The 17607-nt window shown below is 70.9% G+C and carries 17 protein-coding genes and 1 other RNA gene; 13 read left to right on the top strand and 5 right to left on the bottom strand.

What is annotated here, in order from left to right; genetic code table 11:
- Positions 1 to 12: 12 nt before the first annotated feature.
- The 3 genes from ACGFU7_RS08175 to ssrA all read left to right on the top strand — a co-directional run bounded on the left by ACGFU7_RS08175 (position 13) and on the right by ssrA (position 2226).
- Entirely contained in the window at positions 13 to 1200 is a 1188-nt protein-coding gene (locus ACGFU7_RS08175; RefSeq protein ID WP_393693477.1) for a S41 family peptidase, read from the top strand.
- Between the two features lie 18 nt (positions 1201 to 1218).
- Positions 1219 to 1707, top strand: coding sequence for an SsrA-binding protein SmpB (smpB, locus tag ACGFU7_RS08170; protein ID WP_393693475.1), 489 nt, complete (start codon positions 1219 to 1221; stop codon positions 1705 to 1707).
- 131 nt (positions 1708 to 1838) lie between these two features.
- Positions 1839 to 2226: a transfer-messenger RNA gene (gene ssrA, locus ACGFU7_RS08165) on the top strand.
- An 81-nt stretch (positions 2227 to 2307) separates the two neighbouring features.
- Here the strand turns inward: ssrA and ACGFU7_RS08160 are convergent.
- Positions 2308 to 3567 (bottom strand): MFS transporter, encoded by a 1260-nt coding sequence (locus ACGFU7_RS08160; RefSeq protein ID WP_393693473.1) that lies wholly within the window; start codon positions 3565 to 3567, stop codon positions 2308 to 2310.
- Positions 3568 to 3651: 84 nt separating this feature from the next.
- Between ACGFU7_RS08160 and ACGFU7_RS08155 the strand changes: the two genes are divergently transcribed.
- From ACGFU7_RS08155 to ACGFU7_RS08125, 7 genes are all read left to right on the top strand, one after another.
- Positions 3652 to 4653 carry a LysR family transcriptional regulator gene (locus tag ACGFU7_RS08155; RefSeq protein WP_393693471.1) on the top strand — a complete coding sequence of 334 codons (1002 nt, stop codon included), beginning with the start codon at positions 3652 to 3654 and terminating at the stop codon, positions 4651 to 4653.
- A gap of 138 nt (positions 4654 to 4791) precedes the next feature.
- Entirely contained in the window at positions 4792 to 5475 is a 684-nt protein-coding gene (locus ACGFU7_RS08150) for a hypothetical protein (protein WP_393693469.1), read from the top strand.
- A gap of 66 nt (positions 5476 to 5541) precedes the next feature.
- A complete protein-coding gene (locus ACGFU7_RS08145) occupies positions 5542 to 7668 on the top strand; it encodes a bifunctional polysaccharide deacetylase/glycosyltransferase family 2 protein (RefSeq protein ID WP_393693584.1) in 2127 nt (708 codons plus the stop codon).
- Positions 7665 to 8906, top strand: a complete 1242-nt coding sequence (locus ACGFU7_RS08140; RefSeq protein ID WP_393693467.1) for an acyltransferase — start codon at positions 7665 to 7667, stop codon at positions 8904 to 8906. Before ACGFU7_RS08145 ends, ACGFU7_RS08140 begins: the two co-directional genes overlap by 4 nt.
- Positions 8907 to 9119: 213 nt before the next feature.
- Positions 9120 to 10268, top strand: a complete 1149-nt coding sequence (locus tag ACGFU7_RS08135) for a uroporphyrinogen-III synthase (protein WP_393693465.1) — start codon at positions 9120 to 9122, stop codon at positions 10266 to 10268.
- A 39-nt stretch (positions 10269 to 10307) separates the two neighbouring features.
- The gene (locus ACGFU7_RS08130; protein WP_393693463.1) at positions 10308 to 10685 is read left to right on the top strand and encodes a DUF4259 domain-containing protein; all 378 of its coding nucleotides are present in this window, start codon (positions 10308 to 10310) and stop codon (positions 10683 to 10685) included.
- Between the two features lie 19 nt (positions 10686 to 10704).
- Positions 10705 to 11271, top strand: coding sequence for a GNAT family N-acetyltransferase (locus ACGFU7_RS08125; RefSeq protein ID WP_393693461.1), 567 nt, complete (start codon positions 10705 to 10707; stop codon positions 11269 to 11271).
- Positions 11272 to 11282: 11 nt separating this feature from the next.
- Here the strand turns inward: ACGFU7_RS08125 and ACGFU7_RS08120 are convergent, their stop codons facing one another.
- From ACGFU7_RS08120 to ACGFU7_RS08105, 4 genes are all read right to left on the bottom strand, one after another.
- On the bottom strand, positions 11283 to 12563 hold the full coding sequence (locus ACGFU7_RS08120) for a hypothetical protein (RefSeq protein ID WP_393693459.1): 1281 nt from the start codon (positions 12561 to 12563) through the stop codon (positions 11283 to 11285).
- A complete protein-coding gene (locus tag ACGFU7_RS08115) occupies positions 12560 to 13783 on the bottom strand; it encodes a glycosyltransferase (RefSeq protein WP_393693457.1) in 1224 nt (407 codons plus the stop codon). Before ACGFU7_RS08115 ends, ACGFU7_RS08120 begins: the two co-directional genes overlap by 4 nt.
- A 110-nt stretch (positions 13784 to 13893) precedes the next feature.
- Positions 13894 to 14364 carry a hypothetical protein gene (locus tag ACGFU7_RS08110; RefSeq protein WP_393693455.1) on the bottom strand — a complete coding sequence of 157 codons (471 nt, stop codon included), beginning with the start codon at positions 14362 to 14364 and terminating at the stop codon, positions 13894 to 13896.
- Positions 14365 to 14375: 11 nt separating this feature from the next.
- Complete coding sequence (locus tag ACGFU7_RS08105; protein WP_393693453.1) at positions 14376 to 14882, bottom strand: SigE family RNA polymerase sigma factor; 507 nt, start codon at positions 14880 to 14882, stop codon at positions 14376 to 14378.
- A 454-nt stretch (positions 14883 to 15336) separates the two neighbouring features.
- Between ACGFU7_RS08105 and ACGFU7_RS08100 the strand changes: the two genes are divergently transcribed.
- From ACGFU7_RS08100 to ACGFU7_RS08090, 3 genes are all read left to right on the top strand, one after another.
- Complete coding sequence (locus tag ACGFU7_RS08100) at positions 15337 to 15960, top strand: CGNR zinc finger domain-containing protein (protein ID WP_393693451.1); 624 nt, start codon at positions 15337 to 15339, stop codon at positions 15958 to 15960.
- Positions 15961 to 16049: 89 nt separating this feature from the next.
- Positions 16050 to 16637, top strand: coding sequence for a sigma-70 family RNA polymerase sigma factor (locus tag ACGFU7_RS08095; protein WP_393693449.1), 588 nt, complete (start codon positions 16050 to 16052; stop codon positions 16635 to 16637).
- Positions 16634 to 17539 carry an anti-sigma factor family protein gene (locus ACGFU7_RS08090; protein WP_393693447.1) on the top strand — a complete coding sequence of 302 codons (906 nt, stop codon included), beginning with the start codon at positions 16634 to 16636 and terminating at the stop codon, positions 17537 to 17539. The genes ACGFU7_RS08095 and ACGFU7_RS08090 overlap by 4 nt, the downstream gene beginning before the upstream one ends.
- Positions 17540 to 17607 lie beyond the last annotated feature (68 nt).

Genomic DNA, 17607 nt, shown 5'->3' with positions numbered 1-17607 from the left:
AGACTCGACGCCATGTCGGGCCCCACGCAATGTTTCGGGCCCCGCGGCGTGCGCCGCGGGGCGGCCCTGACATTGGTCTTCGCGACCGTGCTGGCCACCGCGGCGGCCACCGGCTCACTGCCGCACGGCGATGCGAAGTCCTCGGACATAGCGACCCGTTCCGTCGCCTCCACCGTCGACGGCGACGAGGTGGCCGACGCCGCCGCCCGGGCCGTGGCCGACGGCAAGTCCGGTAAGGAGGCGGCCGAGGAGGTCGTCAGCCGCAGCGGCGACCGCTGGGGCGCGGTGTACGACGAGCGGCAGTACGAGGAGTTCGAGCAGGCACTCGACGGCTCGTACACCGGCGTCGGGATCGCCGCGAAACGCTCCGCCGACGGGCTGGTCGAGGTGGCCCGGGTGCAGCCCGGCGGCCCCGCCGACCGGGCCGGCATCGAGCCGGGTGATCTGCTCCGTACGATCGACGGCCACCGGATCGACAAGCGCCCCGTCGCCGAGGTCGTCGCCCTGCTGCGCGGAGACCGTACGGAGGCGGCCGCGGGCACCACGCTCGTGCTGGGGGTCCAGCGCGGCGCCGCCCTGCGGACCGAGACGCTGCGCCGGGCCAGGCTCACCACCGAGGCCGTCACCGTGCGGCGAATCGGACGGGACCGTTCCGATTCCTCCGCAGCTGTACTGATCGAGGTCGACTCGTTCACCAAGGGTTCGGGCGCCGAGGTCCGCGACGCGGTCCGGGACGCACCGGCGGGCGCCGGGGTGCTCCTCGATCTCCGCGGCAACTCCGGCGGCCTGGTCACCGAGGCCGTCACCGCCGCCTCCGCCTTCCTGGACGGCGGCCTGGTCGCCACGTACGACGTGCACGGCGAGCAGCGTGCCCTCTACGCGCAGCCGGGCGGCGACACCGTCCGCCCCCTCGTCGTCCTCGTCGACGGCGGCACGATGAGTGCCGCCGAGCTCCTCACCGGCGCGCTCCAGGACCGGGGCCGCGCCGTCACCGTCGGATCGCGCACCTTCGGCAAGGGGTCGGTCCAGATGCCCAGCAAGCTCCCGGGCGGCTCGGTGGCCGAACTGACCGTCGGCCACTACCGCACTCCGGCGGGCCGCGGCGTCGACGGCCATGGCATCACCCCGGACCTCGCGGTCAGCTCCGGGGCCGAGCAGCGGGCCGAGACGGTATTGAGTGGCCTCGGGGGTGGGTCGTAGTGCGAAAATGGCTGCACTATGGCTAAGGAAAAGGACACAGGGCGCAAGCTCATCGCGCAGAACAAGAAGGCGCGGCACGACTACCACATCCTCGACACCTACGAGTGCGGTGTCGTACTCATGGGTACCGAGGTCAAGTCGCTGCGGCTGGGCAGGGCCTCCCTGGTGGACGGCTTCGTCCAGATCGACGGGGGCGAGGCGTGGCTGCACAACATCCACATCCCCGAGTACGTGCAGGGGACCTGGACCAACCACTCGGCCAAGCGCAAGCGCAAGCTGCTGATGCACCGGGCGGAGATCGACAAGCTGGAGTCGAAGGCGGGCGAGACGGGCCACACGATCGTGCCGCTCGCGCTGTACTTCAAGGACAGCCGGGTCAAGGTCGAGATCGCCCTCGCCAAGGGCAAGAAGGAGTACGACAAGCGGCAGACCCTGCGTGAGAAGCAGGACCTGCGGGAGACCAACCGCGCGATCTCGGCAGTGCGCCGGCGTCAGCGCAGCGCGTAGCCGGGGGAGCGCACGGGCGGGACCGCGAAGCGTACGGGCGGGCCGACAGGAATAGGCTGGCATCGTCGTGCGTTGGTCACGTACGATGGCACTGCACCTCACAGCGGGTGCGTATTTTGAAAAAACAACATGGGGATGATCGGTTTCGACAGCGGATGTCGAAGCAGGGGAAGCGAGTCGAGGAAGCGGCAATGATCTCGTAAACCATATGTCGCAACCAATAATCGCCAATTCCAAGCGCGATTCCTCCGCCTTCGCCCTCGCTGCCTAATTAGCAGCTAAGCGAAGACTCTGCGGAGTGTCAGCCCGGGGTTGATCCCGACCCGGATCCTGACATCATCAAGGGATCTAAACTTCTGGACCCGGCCACGGGGCCCAGAAGGAAATCAAACAGTGGCTGGGCCCGTCGGCAGCTTGTCCGCGTGACTGCCGGGGCCGAGAAAAGCGCAGCGGACTGCACTCGGAGAAGCCCTGATTCTGCACCGTTGGACGCGGGTTCGATTCCCGCCATCTCCACAATTCCCATGTGAACGAGGACCCCGTTGCCCACCGGCAACGGGGTCCTCGTTTTTGTGCCGGACCCTCGTCCGGTGCCGGACATCAGCTCCGGGGGGCCCGGACCCCGGCCGCCGCGACGACCAGCGCCAGCCCGGCCGCGCACACCGGTACGGCATAGCCCGTCACCTGCCCCAGGTGCTCCACCATCCAGCCGCCGGTCGCCGAACCCGCGGCGATCCCGCCCAGCAGCGCGGTCACGGCCAGGGTCATGCCTTCGTTCAACTTGCCCTCGGGGGTGAGGCGTTGCACCAGTGTCATGCCGGTGACCATGGTCGGGGCCGTCGCCGCACCGGCCAGCAACAGTGCGCCCGCGAGGGCGAGCAGCGAACCGGTCGCGGAGGCGGCGAGCAGCGGCAGGGACATCAGCGCCGTCATTCCCGCCAGGCAGCCCAGCAGCCGGCGCCGGATGTCCGTGGCCGGGCGCAGCGATCCGTACAGCAGCCCCGCCGCACACGATCCGGCCGCCTGCAGGGCCAGGATCGCGCCCCCGGCATGGGCGATCGTGACGACCTCCATCGCGCCGAAGACCGCGCCGGTGGCGAGGAAGGCGACGAGCAGGGCCGGCATGCCCGCTGCGCGGAGCGGGGAGCCCACGTGGGTGCGGGGCGCCACCGGCGGTTCGGTGGCGCGCTGGGCGGCGAAGATCAGCACGCCGGTCATCAGCAGGATCGCCCCGACGAGTGTTCCGGCCTCCGGGAAGAGCGCCGCGCACAACAGGGCGGCGAGGGCCGGGCCGAGCATGAAGCAGAGTTCGTCGGCGGCCTGTTCGAAGGAGTTCGCGGTGTGCAGGGCGGCCGGATCGCCCCGGAGCAGATGGGCCCAGCGGGCCCGGGACATCCCGCCGGTGTTGGGGGTGGTGGCGGTTGCGGCGTAGGAGGCGAAGAGCGTCCAGGCCGGGGCGCCGTAGTGCACACAGAGCAGCAGCGCGAGCGATCCGAGTGCGGCGATCGCGGTGGCGGGCACGGCGACCCTGGCCTGTCCGTACCGGTCGACGAGCCGGGCCGTCCAGGGTGCGACCACCGCCGTGGCGGCGAGGCCGGTCGCGGTGACGGCACCGGCCAGGGCGTACGAGCCGCGCGACCCCGCGATCATGATCACCGCGCTGACGCTGAACATGCCCATCGGGAGCCGGGCGAGGAGATTGCCCGCGGTGAAGGCGCGGGCGCCCGGGGTGGCGAGCAGCCGGCGGTACGGGTTGGTGGGCGTCGGACGGGTGGGTGCGGCGGTGCGCGGCGCGATGACCAGCAAGTCCCCGGAGACGGCAAGCATGGGGCCGGTGGGCGGGGTTCTTTCGTACGGCATGGATCAACCCTCGCGGCGCACGGCCCATGGGGTCCAACACCTTCTCCGTACCGATTAACGCATCTGTGTTGTAAATTCCCGGGTGTGGCCTCCTCCGCTGCCGATACGGGCACCCAGACGCATACCCATACCGACCCCCGGCTGCTCCGCGCCTTCGTCGCCGTCGCCGAGGAGCTGCACTTCACCCGCGCCGCCGCCCGGCTCTACATCGCCCAGCAGGCACTGAGCCGGGACATCCGCCGGCTGGAGCGCGAGCTGGGTGCGGAACTGTTCGTACGCACCACCCGGCAGGTCACCCTCACCGCCGACGGTGAACGGCTCCTCCCGTACGCCCGGCGGGTGCTGGAGGCGCACGCCGATCTTGCCGCAGCCTTCGCCGACCCCGCGGCCCGGCCGCTCTTCGTCGACCTCAACACCGACGGCATGACGGCCTCCCGCGTACTTGCCCGCGCGCGGGAACTGGCTCCGGCGTGCGAGCTGATGGCGCGCTTCGAGAGCGGACTCACCTGGGCCGCGGGCGAGATCCTCGCCGGGCGGCTCGATGTCTCCTTCGGCCGCGCCGCCGGACTCGACCCCACGGTGCGGGCACGGCTCGGTGTACAGCCGGTGCGGTACGAGCCGATGGCCGTTCTGCTCCCCGCCGATCACCCCCTCGCCGCGCACGAGGTCGTCGCACTGGACGACCTGACCGGTGAGACCGTCTACGCGGGCGCCGGGAATCCGCGCACCGAGGAGTGGACGGACCTCGCCCGGCTGCTCTTCGCGGAGTGGGGCATCGAGCTGGCGCCACCCGTTCCCCTTGCGATCGGTGTGGCCGAATTTCAGCGGGTCATGGCGAAGTCGCGGTACCCGGTTCTGTGCATCGTCGACTTCCCTCCGGTGCCGGGCACCGTGGTGCGTCCGCTGGTCCGGCCCGTACCGCTCTCCCCGCTCCTGCTGGTCTGGCGCAAGGGGCTGCGCCACCCCGGCCTCGACGCGCTGCGCAAAGCCGCAGCTCAACTGGGTTCTGAGGAGGGCTGGATGGCGCGGGCCGGTGGAAGCTGGCTGCCCGAGATCGATGCATCGCTCATGTTGAAATCCACCTGATCGGGGGACAGAAGTGCGGTTGGCGTGCGCTACATTCATCGCCCGGGTGCAATGTGGTGGGGGTGCGGACAGGGTGGGGGCCCGGTCCGGAAGCACATAATCGGACAGTCGTGCGCACCCGATCCTTGAGTGGGGGAAGTGCGTACACCTGTGGAAACCTGGCGTGAAGGTGCCCGTTCGGGGCACACACACGAGCCGAACGAAGTCACGGTCCAGCTCGACGGCCTGGGCCGGCAGCTCTCCGAGCTGACCGCGCAGCCGAGCGCACCGGAAGGCTCGGACGGCCCCGTGTTCGTCGACGAGAGCGGCCGGCGCAGCAAGACGTTCAGGCGTCTGGGCTGGGTCCTGGCCGCGGCCTGTGCCTGTTATGCGGTGACGCTGGCCGTCGCCGTGCTCGGCGGCAGTTCGAGCGCGCCCTGGCTGCCGCTCTCCGGCGAGGAAGGGCACAAGAACGCCGACGTGGTCCAGGCGCCGCCCGCGCCGACGGGCAGCGCCGGTGCGGTGCTCCCGCCCGGCAGCACGCCCGGCCGCGCCACCACCGGCCCGACGCCCGGCGGCGCCGCGACGCCCTCGGGCAGCGTAGCCGCCAGTGCCTCGGCCCGCCCCGGCAAGGACGCCCCGGCGTCCGCACCCGTCGTACCGGCCAAGGCGCACGAGGACACCGGCGGCGGCAGGAAGCCCGATCCGGCGACCTCGGCCCCCGTACCGCCCGTCGACACCACGACGCCGTCCGCCGACACCTCGACTCCGCCCGCGGACAGCACGACGCCGCCGGCCCAGTCCCCGGAACCTCCTGTGCAAGAGCGAGAAGGCACCGAGTAAATGACCTCCCCTGCCCCGCTGGGCAGGCGCAACGTCAGGAAGCAGAGCGGGCGGCGCAGATTCCCCATGCGCTACCTGCTGCCGTCACTGCTCCTCGTTGCCCTGCTCGCCATGTTGATGCTGCGCGGCTATGTGCACAGCGAAATCCTCGCCGACCACCGGATCCAGCCCCCGGCGGCCACCGACCGGGTGCCCGGGGAGATCCTCGACGGCGGCCCGGTCATCGACGCCCGGAGCACCACCGGGCCCGCCAGGTCGCTGCGCATCCCCGACCACCGCATCGTCCTGACCTTCGACGACGGACCCGACCCGGTGTGGACCCCGAAGGTGCTCGACGAGCTGAAGAAGTACCACGCGCACGGCGTCTTCTTCGTCACCGGAACCATGGCCTCGCGCTACCCACAACTCGTACAGCGCATGGTCGACGAGGGGCACGAGGTCGGGCTGCACACCTTCGACCACCCCGACCTTTCCTACCAGTCCCACTCCCGCATCGACTGGGAACTCACCCAGAACCAGCTGGCGCTGGCGGGCGCGGCCGGTATCCGTACGTCCCTGTTCCGGCCGCCGTACTCCTCGTTCGCCGACGCCATGGACAACAAGTCCTGGCCCGTCACCCGGTACGTCGGCAGCCGCGGCTATCTCACCGTCGTCAACAACACCGACAGCGAGGACTGGAAGCGCCCCGGCGTCCCCGCGATCATCGAGCGCGCCACTCCCAGGGGCGGCAAGGGCGCGGTCATCCTGATGCACGACTCCGGCGGGAACAGGTCCCAGACCGTCGCCGCCCTCGGTGAGTTCCTGCCGCGGATGCAGCAACGGGGCTACGAGTTCACCAACCTCACCACCGCCCTCGGCGCCCCCAGCGCGCACACCCCGGTCACCGGATTCGCGCTCTGGAAGGGCAAGGCGTTCGTCTACGCCGTGGACCTCTCGGAGAACGTCACCGGCGTCCTGGTGGCCGGGCTCGCGGTGATCGGCGTACTCGTCCTCGTCCGCTTCGCACTGATGCTGCTGCTGTCCTTCCTGCATGCCCGCAAGGTCCGCCGGAGGGACTTCAGCTGGGGGCCCGCGCTGACCCGCCCGGTCTCGGTGCTCGTGCCCGCGTACAACGAACGCGAATGCATCGCCAACACCGTGCGTTCCCTGGTGGCGAGCGACCACCCCGTCGAGATCATCGTCATCGACGACGGCTCCACGGACGGCACCGCCGGCATCGTCGAGACCATGCGGCTGTCCCAGGTGCGCGTCATCCGCCAGCGCAACGCCGGAAAGCCCGCCGCCCTCAACAACGGCATCGCGCACGCCCGTCACGACATCGTCGTGATGATGGACGGCGACACCGTCTTCGAACCCGCCACCGTCCGCGAACTGGTCCAGCCCTTCGCCGACCCGCACGTCGGCGCCGTCGCCGGGAACGCCAAGGTCGGCAACCGCGACTCGCTGATCGGCGCCTGGCAGCACATCGAGTACGTGATGGGCTTCAACCTGGACCGCAGGATGTACGACATCCTGGGCTGCATGCCCACCATCCCCGGTGCGGTCGGCGCCTTCCGCCGGGAAGCACTGGACCGGATCGGCGGCATGAGCGAGGACACCCTCGCCGAGGACACCGACGTCACCATGGCCCTGCACCGCGACGGCTGGCAGGTCGTCTACGCGGAGAACGCCCGCGCCTGGACCGAGGCCCCGGAGACCGTGCAGCAGCTGTGGTCGCAGCGCTACCGGTGGTCGTACGGCACCATGCAGGCCATCTGGAAGCACCGCCGCGCCGTCGTCGAACGCGGCCCGTCCGGCCGCTTCGGACGCGTCGGACTGCCCTTCGTCGCCCTGTTCATGGTCGTCGCCCCGCTGCTCGCCCCGCTCATCGACGTCTTCCTGCTGTACGGACTCGTGTTCGGCCCCACCCAGAAGACCGTCCTCGCCTGGCTCGGTGTCCTCGCGGTGCAGGGCATCTGCGCCGCGTACGCCTTCCGGCTCGACCGGGAACGCATGACGCATCTGATCTCGCTGCCCCTCCAGCAGATCCTCTACCGGCAGCTCATGTACGTGGTGCTGCTCCAGTCCTGGATCACGGCGCTCACCGGCGGGCGGCTGCGCTGGCAGAAGCTGCGCCGTACCGGCGTCGTGGAGGCGCCCGGCGCCGCGCCGGGCCGGCGGCGGCAGAGCAACGACCGGAGGCCCGTCGCATGAGTCACCCGAGCCACCTCTACGCGGATCCTTCGCAGCCGGCCGGTGTCCAGCAGACGGTGCCGTTGCCGGTGCAGTCCCCGCCACCCGTGGCGGAGGCCGCGACACCGGCCGGCGCGTTGCCGGGCGGCCGGGACCGCTATCTCGACCTGCTGCGCGCAGTCGCTCTCGTACGCGTCGTCGTCTTCCATGTCTTCGGCTGGGCCTGGCTGACCGTTCTGTTCCCCTCCATGGGCGTCATGTTCGCCCTGGCCGGCTCGCTGATGGCGCGCTCGCTGGCCCGTCCGGCACGGGACGTCATCCGCGGCCGGCTCCGCAGGCTGCTGCCGCCGATGTGGGCGTTCGCCGCGGCCGTCGTCCCGGTGATGTTCCTGCTCGGCTGGAAACCCGTGAAGGAGGAGGGCATCTGGTGGTTCATCAAGCTGGGCTGCTACCTCCTCCCCGTCGGCGCCCCTCCGTACCCCTGGGAGAACGGGTCGCCGAGCGGTCTCCTGGAGGGGTCCTGGGCCGACCAGGCCGTGGGCCCGCTCTGGTACATCCGCGCCTACCTGTGGTTCGTGCTCGCCTCGCCGCTCCTGCTGAAGGCCTTCCGCCGGATGCCCTGGCCGACGCTGCTCGCCCCGATCGGGCTCACCGCCGTGATCGGCACCGGACTGGTCACCGTTCCCGGCGAGACCGGTGAAGGACTCGTCGACTTCGCGGTGTTCGGCTCCTGCTGGATCCTCGGCTTCGCCCACCACGACGGCCTCCTGAAGAAGGTCCCGCGCTATCTGACGGTCTCGCTCGCCGCGATCGTCATGGCGTTCGGGCTGTGGTGGGCCTCGGGGCACCTCACCGAGGAGGGCTGGAACCTCGACGAGATCCCGCTCGCCCAGGCGACCTGGTCGTTCGGCTTCTGCGTGATCCTGCTCCACTACGCGCCGTCCTGGCGGCAACTGCCCGGCAGGACGGCCCGGTGGGACGGGCTGATCACCCTCGCCAACAACCGTGCCGTGACGATCTACCTCTGGCACAACCTGCTGATCATGGCCACCGGGCCGGTCATCGACCAGCTGTGGAACGTCCCGTACTTCGGCGACCGCTTCGGTACGTACATCGACGCCTCGTACACGGCGCTGATGCTGCTCCTCGTCTGGCCGCTGCTGGCGCTGACGATCCCGGCGATCGGCTGGGTCGAGGATGTCGCGGCGAAGCGCGCACCGAGGCTCTGGCCGAACGGAGCGCGGCAGCGGTCCCGGTGACCGGGGAACGGTATACCTTCGCCGGACCGGACCCCGCCCTGCCCGTGCCCGTGAAGCCGCAGCTCAGCCGTACCGGGACGTGACCATGGCCATTCGATGTCATGTGACGTAACGGGTGGGAAATATGGGTGAACCAGCCCTGTCACGGATCGTTGGCAGGCTCGCCCCTCGGCATCATCGGGCAGCAGCGGGACGAGAGCCGGGTAGAGGCACATGCACGAGGACGAACAGCACGGGCCCCTCGTGGGCTTCACTGTCGGGGTCACCGCCGCACGGCGCGCGGAGGAGTTCGGCGCACTGCTGGGGCGACGGGGCGCCGCCGTCCTGCACGCGCCCGCCCTGCGGATCGTGCCGCTCGCCGACGACAGCGAACTCCTCGCAGCGACCCGGGGAATCATCGACTCCGCCCCCGACGTGGTCGTCGCCACCACCGCCGTCGGCTTCCGGGGCTGGATCGAGGCCGCCGACGGCTGGGGCCTCGGCGACCGGCTGCTGGAGACCCTGCGCGGCGCCGAGCTGCTGGCCCGCGGCCCCAAGGTCAAGGGCGCCATCCGGGCCGCCGGGCTCACCGAGGCGTGGTCACCCGCCTCCGAGTCCATGGCCGAGGCACTGGACCGGCTCCTGGGCGAGGGCGTGGAGGGCCGCCGTATCGCCCTCCAACTGCATGGTGAGCCCCTCTCCGGCTTCATCGAGTCGCTCCGCGCCGCGGGCGCCGAGGTCGTCGCCGTACCCGTCTACCGCTGGGTTGACCCCGAGGACATCGCCCCGCTCGACCGGCTGCTCGACATCACCCTGGCCCGGGGCCTGGACGCCCTCACCTTCACCAGTGCCCCGGCCGCCGCCTCGCTGCTCGGCCGGGCCGAGAAGCGCGGGCTGATCCCGGAGCTCCTGAGCGCCCTGCGGGACGATGTCCTCGTGGCCTGCGTCGGACCGGTCACCGCCCTGCCGCTGCAGGCCCGCGGGATCGACACCGTCCAGCCGGAGCGCTTCCGGCTCGCCCCGCTCGTCCAGCTGCTGTGCGACGAACTCCCCGCCAGGGCCCGTGCGTTGCCGGTCGCCGGGCACCGGGTGGAGATCCGCGGTCATGCGGTGATCGTCGACGGCGAACTGCGCCCGGTGCCGCCCGCCGGAATGGCCCTGCTGCACGCCCTGGCCCGCAGGCCGGGCTGGGTGGTGGCCCGCGCCGACCTGCTGCGCGCACTGCCCGGCAGCGGCACCGACGAACACGCGGTGGAGACGGCCATGGCGAGGCTGCGTACGGCACTGGGCGCGCCCCGCCTCATCCAGACGGTCGTCAAACGCGGCTACCGGCTGGCGCTGGACCCGGCGGCGGACAGCCCCGATGTCAGTCCGGCTTGCTAAGACTGGGCAGGTACGCAACGACCAGTGGGAGGGGCCTTTATGGGTACCTGGGGCAGTGGGAACTTCGACAGCGACACGGCCGCTGATCACCTGTCGGGCATCACCGAGCGCCTTGTCTCGGAGATCACGGAGGCGATGGCCGACGACCCGGTCGGCCTGGAGCCCGACGAGTACTGGGGCGTCGCCGTGCCGTGCAACGTCGAGCTGCTGTGCCTGATCGCGGAGCAGCATTACGTCGGTGCGGCCGTGCCGGAGGCGGTGGTGGTCGAGGGCTGGAAGAAGACGTTCATGGACGTGTGGGAGCGGACCATCGACGGTCTGGAGCCCGAGCCGGCGTACAAGGAGGAAAGACGGGCGGAGCTGACCCGGACCTTCGACCGCCTGACGGGCCTGGCGGGGGAGCGCGCGGCGAACTGAGGCCGGATAGCGTGTTGGGATGATCAACGACATCCACCGGCTCGACGCGGAGGTACGACTGCGTCCCGTCACCCCGGCCGACGCCGCTTCCCTCGCCGTGGCGCTGACCCGCAGCCGCGCGTACATGCAGCCCTGGGAGCCGGTGCGGCCCGACACCTTCTACACCGAGCAGGGGCAGCAGGAACGCCTGGCCGGAATGCTCGCGGACCGCGACGAGGGGCGGGTGATGCCGTGGGTGCTCGCCGATGAACAGGATCGTGTGGTGGGCGCGTTCAACCTCAACGGCATTGTGCTCGGGCCGTTCCGCAGCGGGGTTCTCGGTTACTGGGTCGATGTCGAGTACGCGGGCCGCGGCCTGGCCACGGCCGCCGTGGAACGGGTCTGCGAGGTGGCCAGGGACGAACTGCGCCTGCACCGGATCGAGGCGGGGACGGTGCTGGACAACGTCGCGTCGCAGCGGGTGCTCGCCAAGTGCGGCTTCGAGCAGTACGGGATGGCGCCGCGCTATCTGCACATCAACGGCGAGTGGCGTGACCATCGGCTGTTCCAGCGGATTCTGCACGATGGGGCGTCGTTGATGGAGTGAGGGCCCGCCGGTTACGGGACGCCGAGTTCGAAAAGGCCGTAGCCCGCGTACGAGCCGGAAGCCAGGGCCGCGATGCCTAGGAGCATGAGCTGGTGGGTCAGGCTGAGGCGGCGCAGGGCGAGGGCGAGCGGGAGAAAGAGCGGGAAGAGGGGGAGCAGATAGCGGGAGACGTTGCCGAATATCTGCTGGCTGCCCAGGACGAGGACGAGGGTGAGGACGGTGTAGACCACCAGGACGGCCGGGGGACGCAGCCGGATCAGCAGCGGGAGCAGTGCGAGCGCGAGCAGGACGACACCGACGCCGATCAGGTCCGCGAAGGGCCAGGCGGAGAGATAGTCGGAGTGGCCCACCAGGACGGATGTGAGGACGTCGAGGGTGTGCCGGCCGTAGTCCCACTCGTGGGCCCAGGCGCCGGACTGAAGCCTGAAGTAGCCGCCGTAGTCGCCCATTTGGTGACCCACCCAGCCGAGATAGGCGAGGAGGCCGAGCGGGGCGACGGCCATCGCGGCCACCGGACGCCAGATGCCGTCCCGGAGACGGTAGAGCGCGAGCAGGGCCGCGACGGCGACGGCGGCGATCAGCGTCACGGCGGTGGGCCGGTTGAGCCCTGCCACGCAGGTGAGGAGACCGGCGGTGAGCCAGCGGCGGCTCAGGACGGCATGGCAGGCCCAGACGGCCAGGGCCACGTAGAGGGAGTCGGAGTAGACCGCCCACTCCACGCCGGAACCGGGCCAGACGGCCCAGAGTCCGGCCGCGGCCAGCCCGGCCCGTCTGCCGCCGAGGCGTTCGGTGATGGCGTAGATGCCCAGGGCGGCGGCCAAGGAGGCGACGACGGAGACCAGCAGGCCGGCGCCGTACAGGCCGAGGCCGGTGAGCTCGGAGACCAGCCGCATCAGCGCCGGGTAGAGCGGGAAGAACGCCGCCGAGTTCCCTTCGAGGGTGATCGGGCCGGCGGCGCCGGGGATCGGGACCAGTTGAGGGTCGTACCCGTGCACGGCGATCTGCTGGTACCACCAGCCGTCCCAGCTGGCCAGGACGTCCCACGGGTGGGCGCCGCCGCCGAAGCGCGGGTTCTTCGTGCGGTAGTCCCCGGCGGAGTGCAGCAGCCACATGAAGGCGGCGAAGCCGATGAACTTGAGCGTGCCGTAGACGGCCAGTACGGGGCCGTAGTGCTCGGCTGTGCGGCGCAGCCGGCGCCGGCGGTCGGGGTCCGTGATGGCGGGCTGCTGCGACAGCCTCGCGTTCCAGCTCAGGGTGCCGGTCGCGGTCGTACGGGCGGTGGTCCTGATCATGCGCGGAACACCCACGCTCGGAAGAGCAGGAACCGCAGCAGCGTCGCGGCCAGGTTGGCGGCGAGGAGTACGGCGAGTTCGGTGGCCTGCCCGGCCGAGGGCACCGCGTGGTGCAGGGCGGCGAGCGATCCGCCGGTGAGCGCCAGGCCGATCAGGAGGACGACCAGGCCCCTGCCCTGGTGGCGCAGCACACCGCCGCGGCCACGGAGGCCGAAGGTGAGCCGCCTGTTCACGGCCGTGTTGGCGACGGCGCAGACCAGCAGCGCGAGTGCGTTGGCGGTCTGGGATCCGGCCACCGGGCGCAGCGCCGCGTAGAGGAGCAGGTATGCGAGGGTGCTGACGGCTCCTACGGCGGCGAAGCACACGAGTTGGGTGGCGAGCCTGCCCGGAGCGTCGGCGCCACCGTCGCGGAGCGACCCGCCCGGCGGCAGCGTGTCCCGCGCCAGTGCCCCGCCGATCCTGGCGATGCCGCGCAGGTCGGCCATTGCCGTGGCGAGGATGTCGACCCGGGTGTCGGGATCGTCCACCCAGTCGACCGGCACCTCATGGATGCGCAGCCCGGCACGCTCGGCGATCACCAGAAGTTCGGTGTCGAAGAACCACTCCGAGTCCTGTATGAGGGGCAGCAGCCGCTCGGCCACATCACGCCGCACCGCCTTGAATCCGCACTGCGCGTCGGAGAAGCCCACGGCGAGGACGGAGCGCAGGAGGGCGTTGTAGCACCGAGAGATGATCTCTCGCTTGGGGCCGCGCACCACCCGGGAACCGGGGGCCAGGCGGGTGCCGATGGCGATATCGGAGTGGCCGGAGAGCAGCGGGGCCACGAGCGGCAGCAACGCCGTCAGTTCCGTGGACAGGTCCACGTCCATGTACGCGAGTACGGGGGCCGACGAGAGCGACCAGGCGGTACGCAGCGCCCGGCCGCGCCCCTTCTCGGCCAGCCGAAGCCACTGTGCTTCGGGCAGTTCGTCTGCCAGCCGAGCGGCGATCCGCGGGGTGCTGTCCGTGCTGGCGTTGTCGGCGATGGTGATACGGAACGGATAGGGGAAGGTCTCGCACAGGTGTGCGTGGAGCCGCCGCACGCTCGGCTCCAAGTCTCTCTCCTCATTGAACACGGGGACGACCACGTCCAGGACGGGCTCCGGGTGGTGCGTCGCCACCGGTGCGCGGTGTGGCAGTCGGCTCAGGTCCTTCAGGGCAAGTGACCCTTGATTTCTCATATGTTGTCCTTTTTGTGACCTGGTACGGGGCGGGCCGAAGACACTCGGGGCGACGGCGTTACGGCGTTACGGCGTTACGGGGTGATGAGCGAGGGCGAGGCGGTCGACGGCTAGTTCCGCGCGGTCGCCGTACCCGAAGGCGGGGCCGAGGTCGAGGGCGGCGACGCACCCTCCGTGCTCCCCGGCGGGGTCCCGGTGGCCGTGGCCGTACTCCCGGTCGCGGCCGGCGGCGTGATTGAGGCGGTCCCGTCCGGGGACGCGGGGGCAGTGGAGGCGTCCGAGGAGGAGGGCGCGCTCGGGGACGCGTCGGGTGTCGCGGGCGGGGCGGAGGGCGACGGGCTCGTCGCGGGCTGTGGGCCGGGGCGGCTGGGCTCGACCCGGGTCGCATGGACGGGCAGCAGGAACAGCCCGACACTGAGGCCGACGACGGCCAGGACGGAGCCGACTGCCCTCTGTGCGGCCCGTCTCCGACAGCGGACACGCACCCCTGCCCAGAGACGTTCCCGGTGCTTCGGCTCGAACGGTGCGGGCGCCTCGGTGTCGCACATCATCTGTGCCAGCTGCCGCTCGAAGTGATCCATGGGGTTCTCCTTCACCGCACCGGCTCGTTCACATTGCCCAGGAGCTGCCTCAGCTGCGCCACTCCGCGTGCGGCATGGGACCGAGCCGTGCCCACCGGACACCCGAGCGCCTCCGCCACCTGCCCCTCGGGCAGGTCCTGGTAGTAGCGCAGCACCACCGCCACCCTCTGCTTCGGCGACAACTGGGCCAGCGCGGCCTCCAGCCGAGAACGCTCCACCACGTCCGCGGACACATCGCCGACCACCGCCGCCTCGGGCAGCTGTTCGACGGGGCGTTCACCCCACCAACGCCGCTGTCCCGAGCGTGCCGCCGCACGCACCATCACCTTGCGGACGTACGGCTCCGGTGCGTCATCCGCGACCCTGGGCCAGACGAACCAGAGCTTGACCAAGGACTCCTGCAACAAGTCCTCGGCCCGATGCCGATCGCCTCCGACGAGCAGACGGGCCAGGTGGACCAGCACCGACCAGCGGGCAGCCACGAACTCATCGAACGCACGGGCTCGACTTTGCTCCATCCGCACTGTCCCTGTTCTCGCCGGTCGCCTACACCCTGTAGAAGGCACTGGCACGCGGCCCACGATGCACCTGTGGCCCGTGATATGGATCACAGGGCATGCCGACGACAAGCGCGAGACGCTCCTCCGTCCCGTCAGCGACGCCGCCGGTCGTGCTGGACGCGGTGCACCGACCGGAGCCAAAAGAACTTGGTCCGCTGGTCCCAAAACAAGTGCTTACAGACAGCAAGACCTCCCGACGGAGGGCCAGATGCTGCCGAGCAGGCTCAATTCTCATGTCCGTCCGGCGAAAATCCAGCCCGTCCGGCGTTTGAGGACAAAGGCGGGGCACCACGCCGGGCGCGCCCCACGGGCCCCGCCGCCACCCCGCGTGGCAGCAGGGGTTCCGGGTCGGCCCCCCGAGGGGCACTCTGGGGGAGACCCCCACCGGAGACCCCGAGGCGGTGACATACGCATGGCGGCGGGCAAGAGCTCGTACGACTGGCGGTTCGACTCCGGCCGCCCCTGCCTGGACCTGGTGGCCACAGGAATCGGCACCTCCGGCGCATGTGAACTGCTCGACGGCGCCGAGCGGCTCGCCGACTGGCTGGTGGCCGCCGGACTCGTACCGAGCGGCACCCACCTCGACGCCGTGGACGACACCTGGGTGGTGCGCTTCCGGCAGTTGAGGACCGGCGTCGACCGCCTGCTGACCGCCGAACTCGGCGGCCACAGAGCCGAGAGCGCCCTGGAACGGGTCAACGCGCTCGCCGCGGCCGCCCCACCGGGATTGCGGGCCGTACGCGGAAGAGGCGGCACGCTGGTACGGACACTGAGCGCCGATCCCGAATGCGGGGCACTGCTGGCCGCCGTCGCCCGCGACGTCGTGGAGCTCCTGACCGACCCGGTGGCGCGAGCCGGCCTGCGCCGCTGCGAGGCAGACAACTGCGCCCGCCTCTACCTGGACACCTCGCGCGGCCGCCGACGCCGCTGGTGCTCCAGCGAGGTGTGCGGGAACCGGGAGCGGGTGGCCCGGCACCGGCGCCGGACGGCGGCCGTGGCGGTCATGGACGCGGTCACGGACGCCGGAGCACCGTAAAGAATCTTGAAACCCGTTTGAATGGATCGCGGTCCCGTTCCGTATTCGATGGCCAAGGAGCTCTACAGGGTCTCGACCGGGAGGTTCGGGTGCGCAAGGATGCGGCCGTGGCCGATGACCGTCCGCACAGGGCTCGACATCGCAGTGAGCCGCCCCCGTCCTCCTCCGACGTCCCCGACGAGGAGCTGATGCGGGCGCTCTACCGCGAACACGCCGGACCTCTGCTCGCGTACGTGCTCCGCCTCGTCGCCGGCGACCGACAGCGCGCCGAGGACGTGGTGCAGGAAACGCTCATCCGTGCCTGGAAGAACGCCGGCCGGCTCAACCGGGCCACCGGCTCAGTCCGCCCCTGGCTGGTGACGGTCGCCCGGCGCATCGTCATCGACGGCCACCGCAGCCGGCAGGCCCGGCCGCACGAGGTCGATCCGTCGCCGCTGGAGGTCATTCCCGCGGAGGACGAGATAGACAAGGCGTTGTGGCTGATGACGCTCTCGGACGCGCTCGACGATTTGACCCCTGCCCACCGGGAAGCATTGGTCGAGACCTACTTCAAGGGCCGTACGGTCAATGAGGCAGCCGATGTGCTGGGCGTACCCAGCGGGACGGTACGGTCCCGGGTCTTCTACGCACTGCGTTCGATGAAGCTCGCACTCGAAGAGAGGGGGATCACGGCATGAGCGACCACGAGTGGGAGCCTTTCGGGCCCCGGCCGACCGGTCCCTCCGGCCCCCGAACCCCCGGCAGCCCCAGCGGCCCCCGCAGCCTCTCCGGCCCCCGCAGCCCCGATGGCCCCGGCCGCACCGCCCCGCGCGGAGCCGTCGAAGGGCCCGGGCACGACGCCGCCGGTGCGTATCTCCTCGGCGTTCTGGACGATGCCGAGGCGTCCGCCTTCGAAGCGCATCTGGCCGGCTGCGACCTGTGCGCCGCCCATCTCGACGAGTTCGCAGGCCTGGAACCCATGCTCGCGATGCTCTCCGAGTCCCCGGCCGCCGCACCGGGCACCCGCCCCGTCCCGCACGTCCCGCAGCCGCCCGCACCCCGCATGCTCGACCGGCTGGTCGACGAGGTGGCGGCCAAGCGGGCCCGGCGCAGACGCCGCTCCATGTATCTGGTGGCGGCGGCAGCGGCGCTGATCATCGGCGGTCCGGTGGTCGCGGTCCTGGCGACCGGCAACGACGGCGCCTCGACGCAGGCGGCCGACCCGCACCCCACCAGCCCCGCCGAGGACGCCTTCTTCCACCACATGACGGAGAAGGTGCGGGCCACCGACCCCACCACCAAGGTCGATGCCACCATCGGCATGGAGAAGAAGGCCTGGGGCACCCACGCCGTGCTGGAGCTCAAGAACGTCACGGGCCCGGAGAAATGCAGCCTGATCGCCGTGTCGAAGACCGGTGAGGAGGAGGTCGTCACCTCCTGGTCCGTACCGAAGTGGGGGTACGGCATCAAGGACTCCCCGCACCCGGCCTCGAAGTACCCGCTCTATGTCCACGGCGGCGCGGCCATGGACCGCGGCGACATCGATCATTTCGAGGTGCGTACGTTCGACGGCAAGCGGCTGGTGGAGGTCGACGCCTGATCGAGACCCCGCCGTGCCATTTCGATACGCGCGGCAGGTGCGCGGCGGCCCCCGCTTCGCATAGGGTT

Origin of the sequence: Streptomyces sp. NPDC048473 (assembly GCF_043200155.1) — a bacterium.
Lineage (GTDB): Bacteria > Actinomycetota > Actinomycetes > Streptomycetales > Streptomycetaceae > Streptomyces.
Note: the sequence above shows the minus strand (reverse complement) of the source record. Positions and strands in the feature narration are given on the sequence as shown.

Bases quoted from the DNA above. Each gene is read 5' to 3' on its own strand.
- ACGFU7_RS08100 (WP_393693451.1), top strand. From the start codon at position 15,337: ATGGCGGCGGGCAAGAGCTCGTACGACTGGCGGTTCGACTCCGGCCGC.
- ACGFU7_RS08120 (WP_393693459.1), bottom strand. From the start codon at position 12,563: ATGATCAGGACCACCGCCCGTACGACCGCGACCGGCACCCTGAGCTGG.
- ACGFU7_RS08110 (WP_393693455.1), bottom strand. From the start codon at position 14,364: ATGGATCACTTCGAGCGGCAGCTGGCACAGATGATGTGCGACACCGAG.
- ACGFU7_RS08090 (WP_393693447.1), top strand. From the start codon at position 16,634: ATGAGCGACCACGAGTGGGAGCCTTTCGGGCCCCGGCCGACCGGTCCC.
- ACGFU7_RS08130 (WP_393693463.1), top strand. From the start codon at position 10,308: ATGGGTACCTGGGGCAGTGGGAACTTCGACAGCGACACGGCCGCTGAT.
- ACGFU7_RS08135 (WP_393693465.1), top strand. From the start codon at position 9,120: ATGCACGAGGACGAACAGCACGGGCCCCTCGTGGGCTTCACTGTCGGG.
- smpB (WP_393693475.1), top strand. From the start codon at position 1,219: ATGGCTAAGGAAAAGGACACAGGGCGCAAGCTCATCGCGCAGAACAAG.
- ACGFU7_RS08105 (WP_393693453.1), bottom strand. From the start codon at position 14,882: ATGGAGCAAAGTCGAGCCCGTGCGTTCGATGAGTTCGTGGCTGCCCGC.
- ACGFU7_RS08125 (WP_393693461.1), top strand. From the start codon at position 10,705: ATGATCAACGACATCCACCGGCTCGACGCGGAGGTACGACTGCGTCCC.
- ACGFU7_RS08145 (WP_393693584.1), top strand. From the start codon at position 5,542: ATGCGCTACCTGCTGCCGTCACTGCTCCTCGTTGCCCTGCTCGCCATG.
- ACGFU7_RS08115 (WP_393693457.1), bottom strand. From the start codon at position 13,783: ATGAGAAATCAAGGGTCACTTGCCCTGAAGGACCTGAGCCGACTGCCA.
- ACGFU7_RS08160 (WP_393693473.1), bottom strand. From the start codon at position 3,567: ATGCCGTACGAAAGAACCCCGCCCACCGGCCCCATGCTTGCCGTCTCC.
- ACGFU7_RS08175 (WP_393693477.1), top strand. From the start codon at position 13: ATGTCGGGCCCCACGCAATGTTTCGGGCCCCGCGGCGTGCGCCGCGGG.
- ACGFU7_RS08140 (WP_393693467.1), top strand. From the start codon at position 7,665: ATGAGTCACCCGAGCCACCTCTACGCGGATCCTTCGCAGCCGGCCGGT.